General features: G+C 61.4%; 12 protein-coding genes. 6 read left to right on the top strand and 6 right to left on the bottom strand.

What is annotated here, in order from left to right; all coding sequences use genetic code 11:
- Positions 1-165: 165 nt before the first annotated feature.
- The 4 genes from ligA to C0058_RS08445 all read right to left on the bottom strand — a co-directional run bounded on the left by ligA (position 166) and on the right by C0058_RS08445 (position 7,872).
- A complete protein-coding gene (ligA, locus tag C0058_RS08460; RefSeq protein ID WP_102368371.1) occupies positions 166-2,523 on the bottom strand; it encodes an NAD-dependent DNA ligase LigA in 2,358 nt (785 codons plus the stop codon).
- An 87-nt stretch (positions 2,524-2,610) separates the two neighbouring features.
- Positions 2,611-3,462, bottom strand: coding sequence for a cell division protein ZipA (gene zipA / locus C0058_RS08455; protein ID WP_003219080.1), 852 nt, complete (start codon positions 3,460-3,462; stop codon positions 2,611-2,613).
- Between the two features lie 259 nt (positions 3,463-3,721).
- A complete protein-coding gene (gene smc, locus C0058_RS08450; RefSeq protein ID WP_102368370.1) occupies positions 3,722-7,210 on the bottom strand; it encodes a chromosome segregation protein SMC in 3,489 nt (1,162 codons plus the stop codon).
- 2 nt (positions 7,211-7,212) lie between these two features.
- Entirely contained in the window at positions 7,213-7,872 is a 660-nt protein-coding gene (locus C0058_RS08445; protein WP_003219085.1) for a GntR family transcriptional regulator, read from the bottom strand.
- A 280-nt stretch (positions 7,873-8,152) separates the two neighbouring features.
- Here C0058_RS08445 and xdhA point away from each other — a divergent pair, with 280 nt between their 5' ends.
- The 4 genes from xdhA to guaD all read left to right on the top strand — a co-directional run bounded on the left by xdhA (position 8,153) and on the right by guaD (position 14,271).
- A complete protein-coding gene (gene xdhA, locus C0058_RS08440) occupies positions 8,153-9,601 on the top strand; it encodes a xanthine dehydrogenase small subunit (RefSeq protein ID WP_102368369.1) in 1,449 nt (482 codons plus the stop codon).
- On the top strand, positions 9,594-11,993 hold the full coding sequence (xdhB, locus tag C0058_RS08435; RefSeq protein ID WP_003219089.1) for a xanthine dehydrogenase molybdopterin binding subunit: 2,400 nt from the start codon (positions 9,594-9,596) through the stop codon (positions 11,991-11,993). Before xdhA ends, xdhB begins: the two co-directional genes overlap by 8 nt.
- Positions 11,994-12,116: 123 nt before the next feature.
- Positions 12,117-12,959, top strand: coding sequence for a xanthine dehydrogenase accessory protein XdhC (gene xdhC / locus C0058_RS08430; RefSeq protein WP_102368368.1), 843 nt, complete (start codon positions 12,117-12,119; stop codon positions 12,957-12,959).
- Between the two features lie 7 nt (positions 12,960-12,966).
- Positions 12,967-14,271: a guanine deaminase gene (guaD, locus tag C0058_RS08425; protein ID WP_003219093.1), complete on the top strand. Its 1,305-nt coding sequence runs from the start codon at positions 12,967-12,969 to the stop codon at positions 14,269-14,271.
- Positions 14,272-14,409: 138 nt separating this feature from the next.
- Here guaD and C0058_RS08420 read toward each other — a convergent pair whose 3' ends face one another.
- A complete protein-coding gene (locus C0058_RS08420; protein ID WP_003219095.1) occupies positions 14,410-15,174 on the bottom strand; it encodes a GntR family transcriptional regulator in 765 nt (254 codons plus the stop codon).
- A gap of 329 nt (positions 15,175-15,503) precedes the next feature.
- On the opposite strand from C0058_RS08420, the gene C0058_RS08415 reads away from it, so the two are divergent.
- Positions 15,504-16,694 carry a benzoate/H(+) symporter BenE family transporter gene (locus C0058_RS08415; protein WP_008437554.1) on the top strand — a complete coding sequence of 397 codons (1,191 nt, stop codon included), beginning with the start codon at positions 15,504-15,506 and terminating at the stop codon, positions 16,692-16,694.
- A 54-nt stretch (positions 16,695-16,748) separates the two neighbouring features.
- Here C0058_RS08415 and C0058_RS08410 read toward each other — a convergent pair whose 3' ends face one another.
- The gene (locus tag C0058_RS08410; protein WP_003219101.1) at positions 16,749-17,093 is read right to left on the bottom strand and encodes a YggL family protein; all 345 of its coding nucleotides are present in this window, start codon (positions 17,091-17,093) and stop codon (positions 16,749-16,751) included.
- 236 nt (positions 17,094-17,329) lie between these two features.
- Between C0058_RS08410 and dacB the strand changes: the two genes are divergently transcribed.
- Entirely contained in the window at positions 17,330-18,790 is a 1,461-nt protein-coding gene (gene dacB / locus C0058_RS08405) for a D-alanyl-D-alanine carboxypeptidase/D-alanyl-D-alanine-endopeptidase (RefSeq protein WP_003219103.1), read from the top strand.
- Positions 18,791-18,830: the final 40 nt, after the last annotated feature.

The raw sequence follows: 18,830 nt of genomic DNA, 5'->3' as shown, positions 1-18,830 counted from the left end.
TCCCACGCAGAGCGTGGGAACGATCATCAGACTAGAGCATTGCCCGGGAGAGATCGTTCCCACGCTCCGCGTGGGAATGCATCCAGTGACGCTCCGCGTCGCACCTTTCAGAGCGGACGCAGAGCGTCCAGGGCGGCGTTCCCACGCAGAGCGTGGGAACGATCATCAGACCGTGATGTTGTGCTTGGCCAAAAATGCCACGAACGCCTCTTCATCCAGCACTTTCAAGCCCAGCTCAGTGGCCTTGGCCAGCTTCGAACCCGCGCCCGGCCCGGCGACCACGCAGTGGGTTTTCGCCGACACCGAGCCCGCCACCTTGGCGCCCAGGCTTTCGAGTTTTTCCTTGGCAACATCGCGGCTCATCAGTTCCAGGGAGCCGGTGAGCACCCAGGTGTGACCGGCCTCGGGCAAGCCTTCGACGACTTTCTTCTCACTCTGCCAGTGCATGCCGAAGTCCTTGAGCTGTTGCTCGATGGCCAGCGCGCGCCGGGCGTTTTCTTCAATATCAAAAAAGTCCCGGACGGCCTTGGCCTGCTTCTCCGGCAAAGCCTGGCGCATGTCGAGCCAGTCGGCCTTGATCACGCCTTCGAGGGAGCCGAATTTGTCGGCGAGTTTCTGCGCGGCGCCCGGGCCCACGGACGGCACGTGCAGCTTGTCGAGCAAGCCGCCCAACGTGGTGCTGGCCGCAAACTCGGCGCTCAGGTCGCCCTGCTCCTGCAACTCCAGGCCGCACTCGTCCTTCGCGATCAGGGCGCCAATCACATCCTGGTTATGGCTGTCTTCAAAGAAGCTGTGAATCTCGTGGGCCACTTCCAGGCCAACGTCCGGCAAGTACGTCAGCACTTCCGGCAAGGCCTGCTGCACGCGCTCCAGGGATGCCAGCGAGCGCGCCAGCACCTTGGCCGTCTCCTCGCCCACATCGGGAATGCCCAGAGCGTAGATAAACCGTGCGAGGGTTGGCGTCTTGCTGTTTTCAATAGAGGCAATCAGCTTCTTGCTGGAAACGTCGGCAAAACCTTCCAGGTCGATGATCTGTTCGTACTTGAGCTTGTAGAGATCCGCCGGCGAGCCGATGAGTTTTTCGTCCACCAGTTGCTCGATGGTCTTGTCGCCCAGGCCATCGATGTCCATGGCCCGGCGCGAAACGAAATGGATGATCGCCTGCTTGAGCTGCGCACCACAGGCCAGGCGCCCGACGCAGCGGTACACCGCGCCTTCACTGACGGTTTCCTTGCCCTTGCTGCGCTTGACCAGTTGCGTACGCTCAACGTGGGAGCCGCACACCGGGCAGCTCTCGGGGATCTGCACCGCACGGGCGTTTTCCGGGCGGCGCTCGGTCACCACCGATACCACTTGGGGAATCACATCACCGGCACGGCGGATGATCACCGTGTCGCCGATCATCAGGCCCAGGCGTGCCACCTCGTCCATGTTGTGCAGTGTGGCGTTGGACACGGTCACACCCGCGACCTTGACCGGTTTCAAGCGTGCCACGGGTGTCACAGCGCCGGTGCGGCCGACCTGGAATTCAACGTCAAGCAGCTCGGTCAGCTCTTCCATGGCCGGGAATTTATGGGCAATTGCCCAGCGCGGCTCGCGGGCACGGAAGCCCAGCTCCCGCTGGTAGGCAATGCTGTTGACCTTGAACACCACGCCGTCGATTTCATAGGGCAAGGCGTTGCGGCGCTCACCGATATCGCGGTAGTAGTCGAGGCAATCCTGAATCCCTTTTGCCAGCTTCAGCTCATGGCTGATGGGCATGCCCCACTTCTTCAGCTGTTGCAGGTTGCCGATGTGGGTGTCGCTGATATCCGTGGTCACGCCATAGCAGCAGAATTCCAGCGGACGGCTGGCGGTGATCTTCGAGTCCAGCTGACGCAGGCTACCCGCCGCCGCGTTGCGCGGGTTGGCGAAAGTCTTGCCGCCAACTTCCAGCTGGGTGGCGTTCAGCCGCTCGAAACCGGCCTTGGACATGAATACTTCGCCGCGCACTTCGAGGGTCGCCGGCCAGCCGGTGCCGTGCAGTTTCAAAGGAATGTTGCGCACGGTACGCACGTTGACGCTGATGTCTTCGCCAGTGGTGCCATCGCCACGGGTGGCGCCACGCACCAGCTCACCGTCCTGATACAGCAGGCTGACCGCCAGGCCATCGAGCTTCGGCTCGCAGCTGTACTCCACCGCTGCGCCACCGCCAAACAGGTCGCCCACGGGCAGGTCCAGGCCTTCAGTGACCCGGCGATCGAATTCCAGCATGGTGCTTTCATCAAAGGCGTTGCCGAGGCTGAGCATCGGGATTTCGTGGCGTACCTGAGTGAACGCAGACAATGCCGCACTGCCGACCCGCTGCGTCGGTGAATCACGGGTTACCAGCTCCGGGTGCTCGGCTTCAAGCGCCTTGAGCTCGTGGAACAAACGGTCGTACTCGGCGTCCGGAATGCTCGGCTCGTCGAGGACGTGGTAACGGTAGTTGTGCTGATCCAGTTCAGCGCGCAGTTCGAGGATGCGGGTGTGGGCGGCGGTCATGGGTGTTCTCTCATAAAGCAAAAGAGCAGCCGAAGCTGCTCAATATGTTAGTGCATGGATTCTACAGGCAACGCTTAAGCTTGGACCTTAGCGCTTCTGTGTCAGGGCACGACGCTCGAACTCGACGATGCGCTGACGGTAATGCTCGATGGTCTGGGCGGTCAGGACACTGCGTTGATCGTCCTTGAGTTCGCCGTTGAGTTCCTGGGACAGCTTGCGAGCTGCCGCCACCATCACGTCGAACGCTTGTTTCGGGTGACGCGGGCCCGGCAAGCCGAGGAAGAAGCTCACCGCCGGAGTGCTGAAATGGTCGATGTCGTCCAGATCGAAGATGCCCGGCTTGACCGCATTGGCCATGGAGAACAGGACTTCGCCGTTGCCGGCCATGCTTTCGTGGCGATGGAAAATATCCATCTCGCCAAAGCGCAGACCGCTTTCCAGAATATTCTGCAGCAGGGCCGGGCCCTTGAAGCCGGCGGCGTCACGGCAGATCACGCTGATCACCAGCACCTCTTCGGCAGCCGGCTGGTCCTTGACGGATTCTTTATGGGCGCTCTTGGCCGGGGACTCATCCGGGAAGTCGTCATCACGGCTGCTGAAGCTCGGGCCTTCTTCCAGGTCCAGGTTCAGGTCGCCCTGGGATGGCTCGCTGGCCGCGCTGCGCTTGCCGCGCTTGGGTTCACGGGCTTCACGCACCGGTGCGCTCATCGACGGCAGGTCGTGCTCGTCCAGGTGCGGTTCTTTATGGTTGTCCAGGACACGCGGTGGCCCCAGCAGCTCGGCGCTGCCGTCGTCGTCCGGCAAATTGGACAGGTTGCGGTCCAGGCGAAATTTCAACTTGCCCTTGCCGCCACGCATCCGGCGCCAGCCATCAAAAAGAATACCGGCAATGACAATAATGCCGATGACGATCAGCCACTCGCGCAGACCGATTTCCATGTAATCCCGTGCCTCTAATAAAAAATGCTGAAAAATAAGGGGTTTAGCACCGTGCAAACCGCTTTAAAACGTGGCGCCAACTCTATGTTCTGAATGACGTTTTGCCCACGCATACGAAAATTTGACATTAAACTAGCACGACCAAAGATAACTTTACACCGTCTGTCAAAATGCCTTGAACAAATATGTCCATTTGCCACTTTTCCCAGACCGGTAAATCACCTTACGTCCTGCTGAAAATCCTCCTTCGATCTGCGGCTCAGGATTCCACCAGCGCCATCGCCTCTTCGACATCCACCGCCACCAATCGCGAACAGCCCGGCTCGTGCATCGTCACGCCCATCAATTGATCGGCCATTTCCATGGCGATCTTGTTGTGGGTGATATAGATGAACTGCACCGTCTGGGACATCTCTTTAACCAGTCGGGCGTACCGTCCAACGTTAGCGTCATCCAGCGGGGCGTCAACTTCGTCGAGCATGCAAAACGGCGCCGGGTTCAACTTGAAGATCGCAAATACCAGGGCCAATGCGGTCAGTGCCTTCTCGCCACCAGACAACAAATGGATGGTGCTGTTCTTCTTGCCCGGAGGCCGCGCCATGATCGTTACCCCTGTATCGAGTAGATCTTCGCCCGTCAGTTCCAAGTAAGCGCTGCCACCACCGAAAACTTTCGGGAATAACGCCTGTAAACCACCATTAATCTGATCAAAGGTATCTTTGAAGCGATTACGGGTTTCCTTGTCGATCTTGCGGATCACGTTTTCCAGGGTGTCCAGCGCTTCGACAAGATCGGCGTTCTGCGCATCCAGATAACGTTTGCGCTCGGACTGCTGCTGGTACTCGTCGATGGCCGCGAGGTTGATCGCGCCGAGTCGTTGAATGCGCGCGGCAATCCGCTCAAGTTCTTCTTCGGCTTCTTTCTCGTTGGCCTCGGCGGTCAGGGTATTGAGCACGCCGTGCAGGTCGTAGCCGTCTTCCAGCAACTGGTCTTGCAGGGTTTTGCGGCGCACCGTCAGGGCCTGCCATTCCATGCGCTGCTGTTCGAGCTGGCCCCGGATCAGTTGCGACTGTTGCTCGGCCTGGGTCCGGCGTTTTTCCGCGTCGCGCAGTTCGCGGTCGGCGTCTTCCAGGGCGATTTGGGCGGTCTTGAGCTCTTCGTCGACGGTCATGCGCTTGTCGAGCAACTCTTCAAGCTTCAGGCGCAGCTCTTCCAGCGGGGCCTCGCCCTCCTCCAGGTTGAGGCTCAGTTGCTCGCGTTTTTCGGTCAGGCGTTCGGACTGCATTTCCAGGCGCTCAAGGGCCTGGCGCGTGGAGTCGTGCTGCGCCCGCAGGGAGCCGAGGCGCACGGCCAATTGATGGGCGTGATCCTTGTGCTGGCGAGCTTCCTGGCGCACCCGGTCGAGGCGCTCGCGCAAGCTGTCGCGCTGGGCCAGCAGCAACTCGCGCTGCTCGGTGTCCAGGGCCATGCTGTCGAGGGCTTCCTGCAATTGCAGGCGTGCTTCGCCGACTTGTTCGTGTTCGAGGGCGCGTTGCTCGCCCATCTCGGCCACTTCTTCGTCGAGCCGGGTGCGGCGCAGGGTCAGTTGCTCGACCTTGGCCTTGCTCGCCGAGAGCTGGGCTTTCAATTCGCCCTGCTGGCGCGCTTCGTCCTGCAACAGCCGGCGCAGGTGTTCGCGGCCGGTCTCTTGCTGGCGCTGGGTGGCGCGCAGGGTTTGCAGCTGGTTTTCCAGGGACTCGAGTGTGGCTTCGCGCTCTTCGCGCTCGGCGGTCAGGTTGACGATTTCCTGGCCACGGGCCAATACGCCGCTTTCCGCTTCGCTGGCGCGCCGTACCCGCAAAAAGTGCCGGCCGACCCAAAAGCCATCACGGCTGATCAGGCTTTGCCCGGCGGCCAACTGCCCGCGCTGGGCCAGGGCCTGCTCAAGGCTGTCGACCGGCTTGACCTGGCCGAGCCACGGCGACAGGTCAATCGCCGCCTCCACTTTATCCAGCAGGCTGCCCGGCACGCGAGTGCCGTCCGCCGCCGGGCTGAGCAAACGCAGATCGCCCTGGGCAAAACCCGCCAGGTCAAACCCGCCAAAATCATCCACCAGCACCGCTTGCAGGTCGGCGCCGAGCACGGTTTCCACCGCCAGCTCCCAACCGGCTTCAACCTTCAGGCCTTCGGCCAGGCGCGGACGCTCGGCCAGGTGTTGGTCACGCAGCCATTCAGCCGTGCCGGTGCCCGGGTCAAGCGCCGCTTGCTGCAAGGCTTCCAGGGAAGCCAACCGGCCGTTGAGCCGCTGCAAATCGCCCTGGGCCTGCTGCTGTGCCTGGGTCGCCTGCTGCAGTTGCTGACGCAATTGCTCGAGGCGCTCCACTTGTTGTTCTTCGCTGGCTTCCAGCTCTTCCAGCGTCATTTCGCTTTCGGCGAGTTTCTCGCTCAGTTCGAGGATCGCTGCATCTTCCGGGTCGGCAGCGAGCAGCACGCGCTCTTCCACCAGGCGCCGCTGACGCTCGGCCAGGCGCTCCATGCTGGTTTCCAGTTGCTGGATGCGTGACTGCTGCACCTCAGCCTGGCGGCGCGGCTCGGCAGATTGCAGGTTGAACGTGTCCCACTGCTCCTGCCAGGCGTGCATGGTGGTTTCGGATTCTTCCAGGGCCGCAGCGGCTTCCTCGGCAGCGGCGCTGGTGACTTCCTGCTCGGGAGTGAGCATGTCCAGCTCCTCCCCAAGGGTCAGCAGCAAGGTGCGGTCGTGGCCCAGGTGCGATTCGGTTTCCAGGCGCGCACGCTCGGCTTCTTTCAAGTCGTCCTGCAACTGGCGCAAACGCTGCTGGCCGTGCTGGATGCTCTGCTCGACCCGGGCGATATCGCCGCCCACCGAATAGAAGCGCCCCTGCACCAGATTGAAGCGCTCGGACAGGTCATGGTGACCGTCCCTCAGGCGTTCGATGCTGGCGTCGGCATTGCGCTGCTCGGCCACCAGGGCTTCGAAGCTGATTTCCTGGGTGCCGATGATTGCTTCGCGCTGGCCCACCTGGTCATTCAACGCCTGCCAGCGCAGGGCCGACAGTTGCGCCTTGAGCTGACGCTCCTCGCCCTTGTATTCCTGATACTTCTCGGCGGCCTGGGCCTGGCGGTGCAGGCGCTCCAGCTGGCGCTCCAGCTCTTCACGCAGGTCAGTCAGACGGGCAAGGTTTTCATGGGTACGGCGGATACGGTTTTCGGTCTCGCGGCGGCGCTCCTTGTACTTGGAGATGCCGGCCGCTTCCTCGATAAAGTTACGCAGGTCTTCGGGCTTGGCTTCGATCAGCTTGGAGATCATCCCCTGTTCGATGATCGAATAGCTGCGCGGGCCCAGGCCGGTACCGAGGAAGATGTCGGTGATGTCCCGGCGGCGACACTTGATGCCGTTGAGGAAGTAGCTGTTCTGGCTGTCGCGGGTCACTTTGCGGCGAATGGAGATTTCCGCATAGGCCGCGTACTCGCCCACCAGGGTGCCGTCGGAATTGTCGAACACCAGTTCGATGCTGGCCTGGCTCACCGGCTTGCGGCTGGTGGAGCCGTTGAAGATGACGTCGGTCATCGACTCGCCACGCAGGTTTTTTGCGGAGCTCTCGCCCATCACCCAGCGTACGGCGTCGATGATGTTCGACTTGCCGCAGCCATTGGGCCCGACCACTGCCGCCATGTTACTGGGGAAGTTCACCGTGGTCGGGTCGACGAAGGATTTGAACCCCGCCAGTTTGATGCACTTGAGCCGCACGCTTAGGCTTCCGCCAACGCAGCAATGACCAGCGAGCAACTGCGCTCGCCGTAGGCCGAGAGCACCAGGCGAATCTGCGGCAGGTCACGGGCCAGCACGGCGGCGAGCAATTGCTCGAACAGCACCAGGTACTCGCTCATGGACGCCTTGCGCTGATCCAGCGCCAGGTAATAGGCGCGGTTCATCGCCGGCTGCAGGTTCTCGACGGTTTCCTGCAGGTACGGGTTGTTGGCGAACGGATAGGCGGCACGCATCACGTTGAAGCTCTCTTCGACGAAGGCGCGGATGTCCTGGCGTTCGAAGCTGGCGATCAGGCGCTGCTGGATTTGCACGAACGGCGCCATGTCGGCCTGGGTCTGCCAGCCGGCGGCGACCGCATTGCCCAGCAGGATGTACAGCTCGCCCATCAGCGTGCACAGGCTTTGCACCTTGTGGGCCGTCAGCTCGGTGACGTGGGCGCCACGGCGCGGCAGGATCGCAATCAGGTGCCGGCGCTCGAGGATCAGCAAGGCTTCGCGCACGGAACCACGACTGACATTCAGCGCCAGTGTGACCTTCTGCTCCTGGATCCGCTCCCCAGGCTTGAGATCGCCGCGAATGATACGTTCGGCGAGGTGGTGAGCGATTTGCTCGGCAAGACTATCCGGCGCCTTGAACGTCATGTTTTCCCTTCAAAATCTTCTATCGGTACAAGCGCGGCAGTGTAGCGCACTTGCCGGTTGATGGCGTACGGCCCACAGAGCGGAATTTGGCATGAAATAAGCAGCCATTAAAGTCCAGAAGCCCCCAAAAACGGCGGTTCCAGAGAACTGGACCATAATTAAGGATGTTGATATCGCATTTTCTTGACCTTTCGGTCAGAAAATCGTTGACCGAAAAGTCAGACATGACTAGATTCGGCGCAAAGCGGTTAACAACAATAATGAGTCTGCGAGGCCTTCCGTGATCCAGTTTTTACTAAACCAGGAGCTCCGTAGCGAGCACGCCCTGGACCCGAACCTGACCGTGCTCAACTATTTGCGTGAGCACCTGGGCAAATCCGGCACCAAGGAAGGCTGCGCCAGCGGCGACTGTGGCGCCTGCACCGTGGTAGTCGGCGAGTTGCACACCGACGATCAGGGCGCCGAGCAGATTCGCTATCGCAGCCTCAATTCGTGCCTGACGTTTGTCTCGTCCCTGCACGGCAAACAACTGATCAGCGTCGAAGACCTCAAGCACCAGGGCCAACTCCACAGCGTGCAACAGGCCATGGTGGAGTGCCACGGTTCGCAATGCGGCTTCTGCACCCCGGGCTTTGTGATGTCGCTGTTCGCCCTGCAAAAGAACAGTGATGCACCCGACAGCCAAAAGGCCCACGAAGCCCTGGCCGGCAACCTCTGCCGCTGCACCGGCTATCGCCCGATTCTTGCCGCCGCCGAACAGGCCTGCTGCAACAAGCCCCAGGACCAGTTCGACAGTCGCCAGGCCGACACCATCGCCCGCCTGAAAGCCATCGCCCCGACGCAAACCGGCGAGTTGAACAGCGGCGACAAACGCTGCCTGGTGCCGCTGACCGTCGCCGACCTGGCGGACCTTTACGACGCTTACCCACAAGCCCGGCTGCTGGCCGGCGGCACCGACCTGGCGCTGGAAGTCACCCAGTTCCACCGCACGCTGCCGGTGATGATCTACGTCGGCAATATCGAAGAGATGAAGCGCATCGAAAGCTTCGACGACCGCCTGGAAATCGGCGCCGCCACTCCCCTGTCCGATTGCTACAGCGCGCTCAACCACGAATACCCGGATTTCGGCGAATTGCTCCACCGTTTCGCCTCGTTGCAGATCCGCAACCAGGGCACCCTGGGCGGCAATATCGGCAATGCCTCGCCCATCGGTGACTCGCCGCCACTGCTGATCGCCCTCGGCGCGCAGATCGTGCTGTGCAAGGGCAACACCCGCCGTACCCTGGCGCTGGAAGACTATTTCATCGACTACCGCGTCACTGCCCGCCAGGACAGCGAATTCATCGAGAAAATCATCGTGCCCAAAGGCGTGCCGCTGTTCCGTGCCTACAAGGTTTCCAAGCGCCTGGACGATGACATCTCTGCCGTCTGCGCGGCCTTCAACCTGAAGATCACTAACGGTGTGATCGACGATGCCCGCGTGGCGTTCGGCGGCATGGCCGCCACCCCGAAACGCGCGAAGAACTGCGAGGCCGTACTGAACGGCGCCACCTGGAATTCCGCCACCGTGGAAAAAGCCTGCGCGGCCCTGGCCGAGGATTTCACCCCGCTGTCGGACTTCCGCGCCAGCAAGGAATACCGCCTGCTCAGCGCACAGAACCTGCTGCGCAAATACTTCATCGAACTGCAAACGCCGCACATCGAGACTCGGGTGACCGCTTATGTCTAACCATCACGCCGTGGAAAAATCCCAGGCCGAACTCGCCGAACTGTTTGCCAAGGACCTGACCAGCGGCGTCGGTCGCAGCGTCAAGCACGACAGCGCCGCCAAGCACGTCTCGGGCGAAGCGCAGTACATTGATGACCGCCTGGAATTCCCCAACCAATTGCACCTCTACGCACGCATGTCGGACCGTGCCCACGCGAAGATCCTCAGCATCGACACCGCGCCCTGCTATGCATTTGAAGGCGTGCGCATCGTCATCACCCACGAAGACGTGCCGGGTCTGAAAGACATCGGCCCGTTGATGCCCGGCGACCCGTTGCTGGCCATCGACACCGTGCAGTTCGTCGGCCAGGTGGTGCTGGCCGTCGCCGCCCGCGACCTGGAAACCGCACGCAAGGCGGCGATGGCCGCTGTGATCGAATACGAAGACCTGGAGCCGGTGCTGGACGTGGTCGAGGCGTTTCGCAAAAAACATTTCGTGCTCGACAGCCACACCCACCAGCGCGGTGATTCGGCGGGCGCACTGGCGACCGCGAAGAACCGTATCCAGGGCACCCTGCACATCGGCGGCCAGGAACACTTCTACCTGGAAACCCAGATCTCCTCGGTGATGCCCACCGAAGACGGCGGCATGATCGTCTACTGCTCCACGCAAAACCCCACCGAAGTACAGAAGCTGGTGGCCGAAGTACTCGACGTATCGATGAACAAAATCGTGGTCGACATGCGCCGCATGGGCGGTGGTTTTGGCGGCAAGGAAACCCAGGCCGCCAGCCCGGCATGCCTGTGTGCGGTGGTCGCACGCCTCACCGGCCAGCCGACCAAAATGCGCCTGCCGCGTGTCGAAGACATGCTGATGACCGGCAAGCGCCACCCGTTCTATATCGAGTACGACGTAGGCTTCGACGACAGTGGCCGGCTGCACGGCATCAACCTGGACCTGGCGGGCAACTGCGGTTGCTCACCGGACCTGTCGAACTCGATTGTCGACCGCGCAATGTTCCACTCCGACAACTCGTATTACCTGGGCGACGCCACCGTCAACGGCCACCGCTGCAAGACCAACACCGCCTCCAACACCGCTTACCGCGGCTTCGGCGGCCCCCAAGGCATGGTCGCCATCGAGGAAGTGATGGACGCGATTGCCCGGCACCTGGCCCTCGACCCGCTGGCCGTGCGCAAGGCCAACTACTACGGCAAGACCGAGCGCAACGTCACCCACTACTACCAGACCGTCGAGCACAACATGCTCGAAGAGATGACCGCCGAACTCGAACAAAGCAGCCAGTATTTCGAGCGCCGCGAAGCGATCCGTCGCTATAACGCCAACAGCCCGATCCTGAAAAAAGGCCTGGCACTCACACCGGTAAAGTTCGGCATTTCCTTCACCGCCAGTTTCCTCAACCAGGCCGGTGCGCTGATCCATATCTACACCGACGGCAGCATCCACCTGAACCACGGTGGCACCGAGATGGGCCAGGGGTTGAACATCAAGGTCGCGCAGGTGGTGGCCGAGATTTTCCAGGTGGAAATCGACCGCGTGCAGATCACCGCCACCAACACCGACAAGGTGCCCAACACCTCGCCGACGGCGGCTTCCAGCGGCGCTGACCTGAACGGCAAGGCCGCACAGAATGCCGCCGAAACCATCAAGCAGCGCCTGGTGGAATTTGCCGCGCGCAAATATGAAGTCAGCGAGGCCGACGTTGAATTCCACAACGGGCATGTGCGGGTCCGCGATCACATCCTGACCTTTGAAGCGCTGATCCAGCAGGCGTATTTCGCCCAGGTGTCGCTCTCCAGCACGGGCTTCTACAAGACCCCGAAAATCTTCTACGACCGCAGCCAGGCACGTGGGCGGCCGTTCTACTACTTTGCGTTCGGCGCGGCCTGTTGCGAGGTGATCGTCGACACGCTGACCGGCGAGTACAAGATGCTGCGCACCGACATCCTGCATGACGTGGGCGCCTCGCTGAACCCGGCCATCGACATCGGCCAGGTCGAAGGCGGCTTCATCCAGGGCATGGGTTGGCTGACCATGGAAGAGCTGGTGTGGAATAACAAGGGCAAGCTGATGACCAACGGCCCGGCCAGCTACAAGATCCCGGCGGTGGCCGACATGCCGCTGGACCTGCGGGTGAAGCTGGTGGAAAACCGCAAGAACCCGGAAGACACGGTGTTCCATTCCAAGGCCGTGGGTGAGCCGCCGTTCATGCTCGGTATTGCCTCGTGGTGTGCGATCAAGGACGCCGTGGCGAGCCTGGGTGACTATCGCCATCAGCCGAAGATCGATGCACCGGCGACGCCGGAGCGGGTGTTGTGGGGCTGTGAGCAGATGCGCCAACTGACCGCTGCAAAAGCTGTGGAAACGGAAACCGAGCTGGCTTCGCTTTAGACCGAGGCGCTGCCATCGCGGGCAAGCCCGGCTCCCACATTTTGATGTGTGAACCCAATCAAATGTGGGAGCGGGCTTGCTCGCGAAGGCGGTCGAACTGACAACAGAGATGTTGAGGTAAACATGAACAACTGGATCAGCGCCCTCGCCGACCTGCAGAACCAGGGCGAGCCCTGCGTGCTGGTGACCATCATCGAAGAGCTCGGCTCCACGCCGCGCAACGCCGGTTCGAAGATGGTGATCAGCGCCGCCCACACCTTCGACACCATCGGTGGCGGGCACCTGGAATACAAGGCGATGCAGATCGCCCGGGACATGCTTGTGCGCGGCCAGCAAAACACCCACCTGGAGCGCTTCAGCCTCGGCGCCAGCCTGGGCCAGTGCTGCGGCGGCGTGACGGTGCTGTTGTTCGAACCCATGGGCCAGGTGCAGGCGCAGATCGCGGTATTCGGCGCCGGCCACGTGGGCCGCGCGCTGGTGCCGTTGCTGGCCAGCCTGCCGTGCCGGGTGCGCTGGATCGATTCCCGGGAACAGGAATTCCCGGAACACATCCCCCAAGGCGTGCGTAAAATCGTCAGCGAAGAGCCGGTGGATGAAATCGACCACTTGCCTGTGGGCAGTTACTGCATCGTCATGACCCACAACCACGCGCTGGACCTGGAGCTGACCGCCGCCCTGCTCAAGCGCAATGACTTCACCTACTTCGGCCTGATCGGCTCGAAGACCAAACGCGTCAAGTTTGAACACCGCCTGCGGGATCGCGGTTTCGACACCGCGCAACTGCAACGCATGCATTGCCCGATGGGGCTGACCGAGGTCAAAGGCAAACTGCCTGTGGAAATCGCCATCTCCATCGCCGGCGAAATCATCGCCACCTATAACGCCAACTTCGGCCAGCACACTGCGAGCGCCGAACCCATTGCCAAACTGCTGCCGGTATCCCGCCGCAGCCAAGCGACTAACTGAGACGACCATGCCTTTGACACGCAAAGCCTACCGTGCCGCCATTTTGCACAGCATCGCCGACCCTGCCGAAGTGGGGATCGAAGCCTCCTACGAATATTTCGAGGACGGCCTGCTGGTGATCGACAACGGCCAGATCAGCGCCCTGGGCCATGCCAGCGACTTGCTCGCCAGCCTGCCCGCCGACATCGAAGTCACCCATTACCAGGACGCGCTGATCACCCCCGGCCTGATCGACACCCACATCCACCTGCCGCAGACCGGCATGGTCGGTGCCTATGGCGAGCAGTTGCTGGACTGGCTCAACACCTACACCTTCCCGTGTGAAAGCCAGTTCGCCGACAAGGCCCACGCCGAAGAAGTCGCGGATATTTTCATCAAGGAACTGCTGCGCAACGGCACCACCACCGCGCTGGTATTTGGCAGCGTGCACCCGCAGTCAGTGAACTCGTTTTTTGAAGCGGCCGAGAAGCTCGACCTGCGGATGATCGCCGGCAAGGTAATGATGGACCGCAACGCGCCGGACTATTTGACCGACACCGCCGAATCCGGCTACGCGGAGAGCAAGGCGCTGATCGAGCGCTGGCACGGCAAGGGCCGTTTGCACTACGCGGTGACGCCACGTTTCGCACCGACCAGTACGCCTGAACAACTGACCCTCGCCGGGCAGCTGCTGGGGGAATACCCGGACCTCTACATGCAGACTCACATCAGTGAAAACCTGCAGGAAGTGGAATGGGTGAAAGAGCTGTTCCCGGAGCGCAAGGGCTACCTGGACGTGTACGACCATTACAAACTGCTGGGTGAACGCTCGGTGTTCGCCCACGGTGTGCACCTGTGCGACGACGAATGCGCGCGGTTGGCAGAAGCCGGTTCGGCAGTCGCGTTCTGCCCGACGTCGAACTTCTTCCTGGGCAGCGGTTTGTTCAACCTGCCGATGGCCGAGAAGCACAAGCTGAATGTCGGCCTGGGTACGGACGTCGGCGGTGGCACCAGCTTCTCGCTGCTGCAAACCCTGAACGAAGCGTACAAGGTGATGCAACTGCAAGGGGCGCGCTTGAGTCCGTTCAAGTCGTTGTACCTGGCGACCCTGGGTGGTGCGCGGGCGCTGCGTCTGGAAGACAAGATTGGCACGCTGCAACCCGGCACTGACGCGGACTTCCTGGTACTGGATTACAACGCCACCCCGCTGCTCAGCTATCGCCTGAAGCAGGCCAATAACATCGCCGAGACGTTGTTTGTGTTGATGACACTGGGGGATGACCGGGCGGTGCTGCAGACGTATGCGGCGGGGCAATTGGTGCATCAACGCTGATTTAACAGGTACAACAAAACAAATGTGGGAGCGGGCTTGCTCGCGAAGGCGGTGTGTCAGTCGCTGGATATGCTGACTGATCCACCGCCTTCGCGAGCAAGCCCGCTCCCACATTTAGTTAGTGGCGAGCCTGGAAAATTACAGTTTTACAGACGAGCGCCCCGGCTTCTTTGTCTGCAACAGATGCGAGAACACTGCATGCAGATCGTCAGAAGCGCTTTCCTCATCGAGGTTGAGCTTGCTGTCGATGTGATCCATGTGATGCATCATCAGGTTCACCGCCAAATCCGCATCCCGCGCTTCGATCGCGTCGATCAACTGCGTGTGCTCATCGTAGGAACAGTGCGAGCGGTTGCCGCTTTCGTACTGGGCGATGATCAACGAGGTCTGGGACACCAGACTGCGCTGGAAACTGATCAGCGGCGCATTCTTCGCCGCCTCGGCCAGCTTCAGGTGGAACTCGCCGGAAAGCCGGATGCCCGCGCCGCGATCGCCCCGGGAGAAGCTGTCGCGCTCGTCGTTGACCATCTGCCGCAGCTCGGCCAGTTGCTCGGCCGTGGCATGCTGCACCGCCAATTCAGTGATCGCACGCTCCACCAGGCGCCGGGCGAGGAATACCTGGCGGGCTTCCTCGACGCTCGGGCTGGCCACTACCGCACCACGATTGGGCCGCAGCAGTACCACGCCTTCATGGGCCAGGCGCGACAGCGCGCGGCGAATGATGGTGCGGCTGACGCCGAAGATTTCGCCCAGCGCTTCTTCACTCAATTTGGTACCGGGCGCCAGGCGTTGTTCGAGGATCGCCTCGAAGATATGCGCGTAGACGATATCGTCCTGGGTTCCACTGCGACCGGCCTTACCGGCTCGCGGCTGTTTCTTGAGGGGCTGCAACTGTTCGTTCATGGGCACTCGGGTCGGGAGAACGGCGGCGAATTGACGTTGACTGTAATACGGCACAGAGGGTCGCTGGCAAGTATCGCGTAAAATCAGCGCACATTGTACACAACCCAGTGCGCCAACACACTGTACGGCTGTTTGCGGCGCCGGCTGTATTGCAATGAATCGTTACGTTTGAGTTTAGGCTTGATTCCGCACTTTCTCCTTTGTAGGAGCGAGCTTGCTCGCGAAAAACGTATAAGCACCGCATTCAGTCAGGATGCCAGCGTCATCGTTAACGACCTTCGCGAGCAAGCTCGCTCCTACAGACAGCCCGGTAAAAGGAACACCGCCCCATGTCCGACGTCCCCCAAGCGCGATTACGCCCACTGGCCGACACTTCGCCTTCGGCCATCGTCGCCGGTTTCATTGCCATGATGACCGGCTACACCAGCTCCCTGGTGCTGATGTTCCAGGCTGGCCAGGCTGCCGGCCTGACCACCGCGCAGATTTCCTCGTGGATCTGGGCGATCTCCATCGGCATGGCGGTGTGCAGCATTGGCCTGTCCTTGCGCTACCGCACGCCGATCACCATTGCCTGGTCCACACCGGGCGCGGCGCTGTTGATCACCAGCCTGGGCGGCGTCAGCTACGGCGAGGCCATCGGCGCCTACATCACCTGCGCGGTGCTGGTGACCATCTGTGGGCTGACCGGCAGCTTCGAAAAACTCGTCAAGCGCATCCCCGCGTCCCTGGCGGCCGCCTTGCTGGCGGGGATTCTGTTCAAGATCGGCAGCGAGATTTTCGTCGCCGCGCAGCACCGTACCGGGCTGGTACTGGGGATGTTCTTCACTTACCTGGTCATCAAGCGCCTGTCGCCGCGTTATGCCGTGCTCGCGGCACTGCTGATCGGCACGGCACTGTCCGGGCTGATGGGGCTGCTGGATTTCAGTGGCTTTCACCTGGAAGTGGCAACGCCGGTGTGGACCACGCCGCACTTCTCCCTGGCCGCGACCATCAGCATCGGCATCCCGCTGTTCGTGGTGGCCATGACCTCGCAGAACATGCCGGGTGTCGCGGTGCTGCGGGCCGACGGCTATAACGTACCGGCGTCGCCATTGATCACTACCACCGGCCTGGCCTCGCTGGTGCTGGCGCCGTTTGGCTCCCATGGCATTAACCTGGCAGCCATCAGCGCGGCGATCTGCACCGGCCCTCATGCCCATGAGGATCGCAACAAGCGCTACACCGCCGCGGTCTGGTGCGGGATTTTCTACGGGATCGCCGGGGTGTTTGGCGCGACATTGGCCGCGTTATTCGCCGCCCTGCCCAAGGAACTGGTGCTGTCGATTGCGGCACTGGCGTTGTTTGGCTCGATCATCAATGGCCTGAGCATCGCCATGAATGAACCCAGGGAACGGGAAGCTGCGTTGATCACCTTCATGGTCACAGCGTCGGGGTTGACGTTGTTTTCCATCGGTTCGGCGTTCTGGGGGATTGTCGCGGGGGTGTTGACGCTGGTGATTCTGAACTGGCGCAAGGCCTGATTCTTTAGACCCAGTAACGAAAAAGCGACCCGGGCGGGTCGCTTTTTCATGACATCAGACTGCCGGGTTAATCGGCTTTTCTGGGTGCCAAGCGTCCAGCAGGGCGCTGACTTCAACGCGGGTCAGCTCTGGACGAGCCTTCAGCCACGCTTCAACAGCGGCACGCTGTTCTTCGTTGACCGAACCACGGGTGGCTTTGCAAACCAGACCGAAGTCATCACCGCCGACGTAGTCCAGGCCGTTGCCGTCCATCGCTTCAGTCAGGAATGCTTCGAGGAAAGCGTCAACCGCTTCATCGTCCAAACCTTCTTTGAAGTCCAGGTTCAGTTCGAAACCCAGCTCTTGAAATTCATCAACGCACAGTTTTTTGCGCAGACGCCGGGAACGGTTAGTCGCCATTGGAACAATCCTCTTAAGTAATAACGGGCGGCACTTTAGCAGTTTAAGCAGGCCTTTGCCCGATTCTCTGGGACAGGCGGCAGAGTGCCAGTAAAAAAAACCGCCAATTGCAGCTATCGTTCAGCCACAAGTGCGACAGCCTTGGGGCATAATGCCGACACTTTCATGACCATTGAGGGATTTTTCGTACATACCCCTCACCTTTTTACCCCCTCAGCAGTAGGGTTTTAATTCTTATGATCAAATCTTTGCGTCCACTGTTACTCGCCAGTTTTCTTCTGCCCCTGGCCTTTTCCGTTACCGCCGCCCCGATCAACACTTCCCTGCCGCCCAAGGTCCAGGAAGCCCTCCAGAAAGCCAAGCTGCAAAACAATGCCCTGTCCCTGGTGATGATTCCCCTCAATGGCCCGGGCACACCTACCGTGTTCAACGCCGACGTGTCGGTCAACCCAGCCTCGACCATGAAGCTGGTCACCACCTACGCGGCCCTGGAAATGCTCGGTCCCAACCATCAGTGGAAAACCGAGTTCTACACCGACGGCACCCTGAGCGGCGGGATCCTGAACGGCAACCTGTACCTCAAGGGCGGCGGCGACCCCAAGCTGAACATGGAAAAACTCTGGCTGCTGATGCGCGACCTGCGGGCCAATGGCGTGCAGCAAGTGACCGGCGACCTGGTGCTGGACCGTGGCTTCTTCATCCCGCCGCAACTGCCGGAGTTCAATGACGACGGTAACGACGAGAACAAGCCGTTCCTGGTCAAGCCCGATGCCTTGATGGTCAACCTCAAGGCGCTGCGCTTCGTCACCCGCAATGATTCGGGCAAGGTGCTGGTCTCGGTCGAGCCGCCGATTGCGAGCATCCGCATCGACAACCAGGTCAAGGTCTCCAACGCCAAGCAATGCACCGGCGATGTGCGCTACAGCCCGATGACCGCCGCCGACGGCAGCGTCACCGTGACCGTCAGCGGCCAGTTGGCGGACGGCTGCAGTTCGCAGACGTATCTGTCGTTGCTGGACCACGCCACCTACACCGCCGGCGCCGTTCGGGCGATCTGGAAGGAACTGGGCGGCAGCATCCAGGGCCGCGACATCCAGGCGCCGGTACCGAAGAACGCCAAAGTGCTGGCTCGTGCGTTCTCGCCGGACCTGGCGGAGATCATCCGCGACATCAACAAATACAGTAACAACACCATGGCCCAGCAGTTGTTCCTGAGCCTGGGTGCGCAGTACCGCACCGATGCCGACGGCGACGACGCCAAGGCCGCCCAGCGCGTGGTGCGCCAGTGGCTGGCGAAAAAAGGCATCACCGCGCCGCACCTGGTGATGGAGAACGGCTCCGGCCTGTCCCGTGCTGAACGGGTCAGCGCCCGCGAAATGGCGACCATGCTGCAAGCGGCGTGGAGAAGCCCATACGCAGCGGAGTACATCAGTTCGCTGCCGATTGCCGGCACCGACGGCACCATGCGTAAACGCCTGAAGACCACGGCCATGCGCGGCGAAGCCCACGTCAAGACCGGCACCCTGAACACCGTGCGGGCGATTGCCGGGTTCAGCCGCGACAACAATGGCAATACCTGGGCTGTGGTGGCGATTCTCAACGATCCGAAACCGTGGGGCGCGTCCTCGGTACTGGACCAGGTGCTGCTGGACCTGTATCGCCAGCCGAAACTGGCGGCGGCGGCCCCGGTCCTCTAACAGCAGCAAATATCGGGAGCTGGCTTGCCTGCGATGCAGA

Origin of the sequence: Pseudomonas sp. NC02 (genome assembly GCF_002874965.1) — a bacterium.
In the GTDB taxonomy this organism is placed as follows: Bacteria; Pseudomonadota; Gammaproteobacteria; order Pseudomonadales; family Pseudomonadaceae; genus Aquipseudomonas.
The sequence above is the reverse complement of the archived record's forward strand: the minus strand, read 5'-3'. Positions and strand labels throughout refer to the sequence as shown.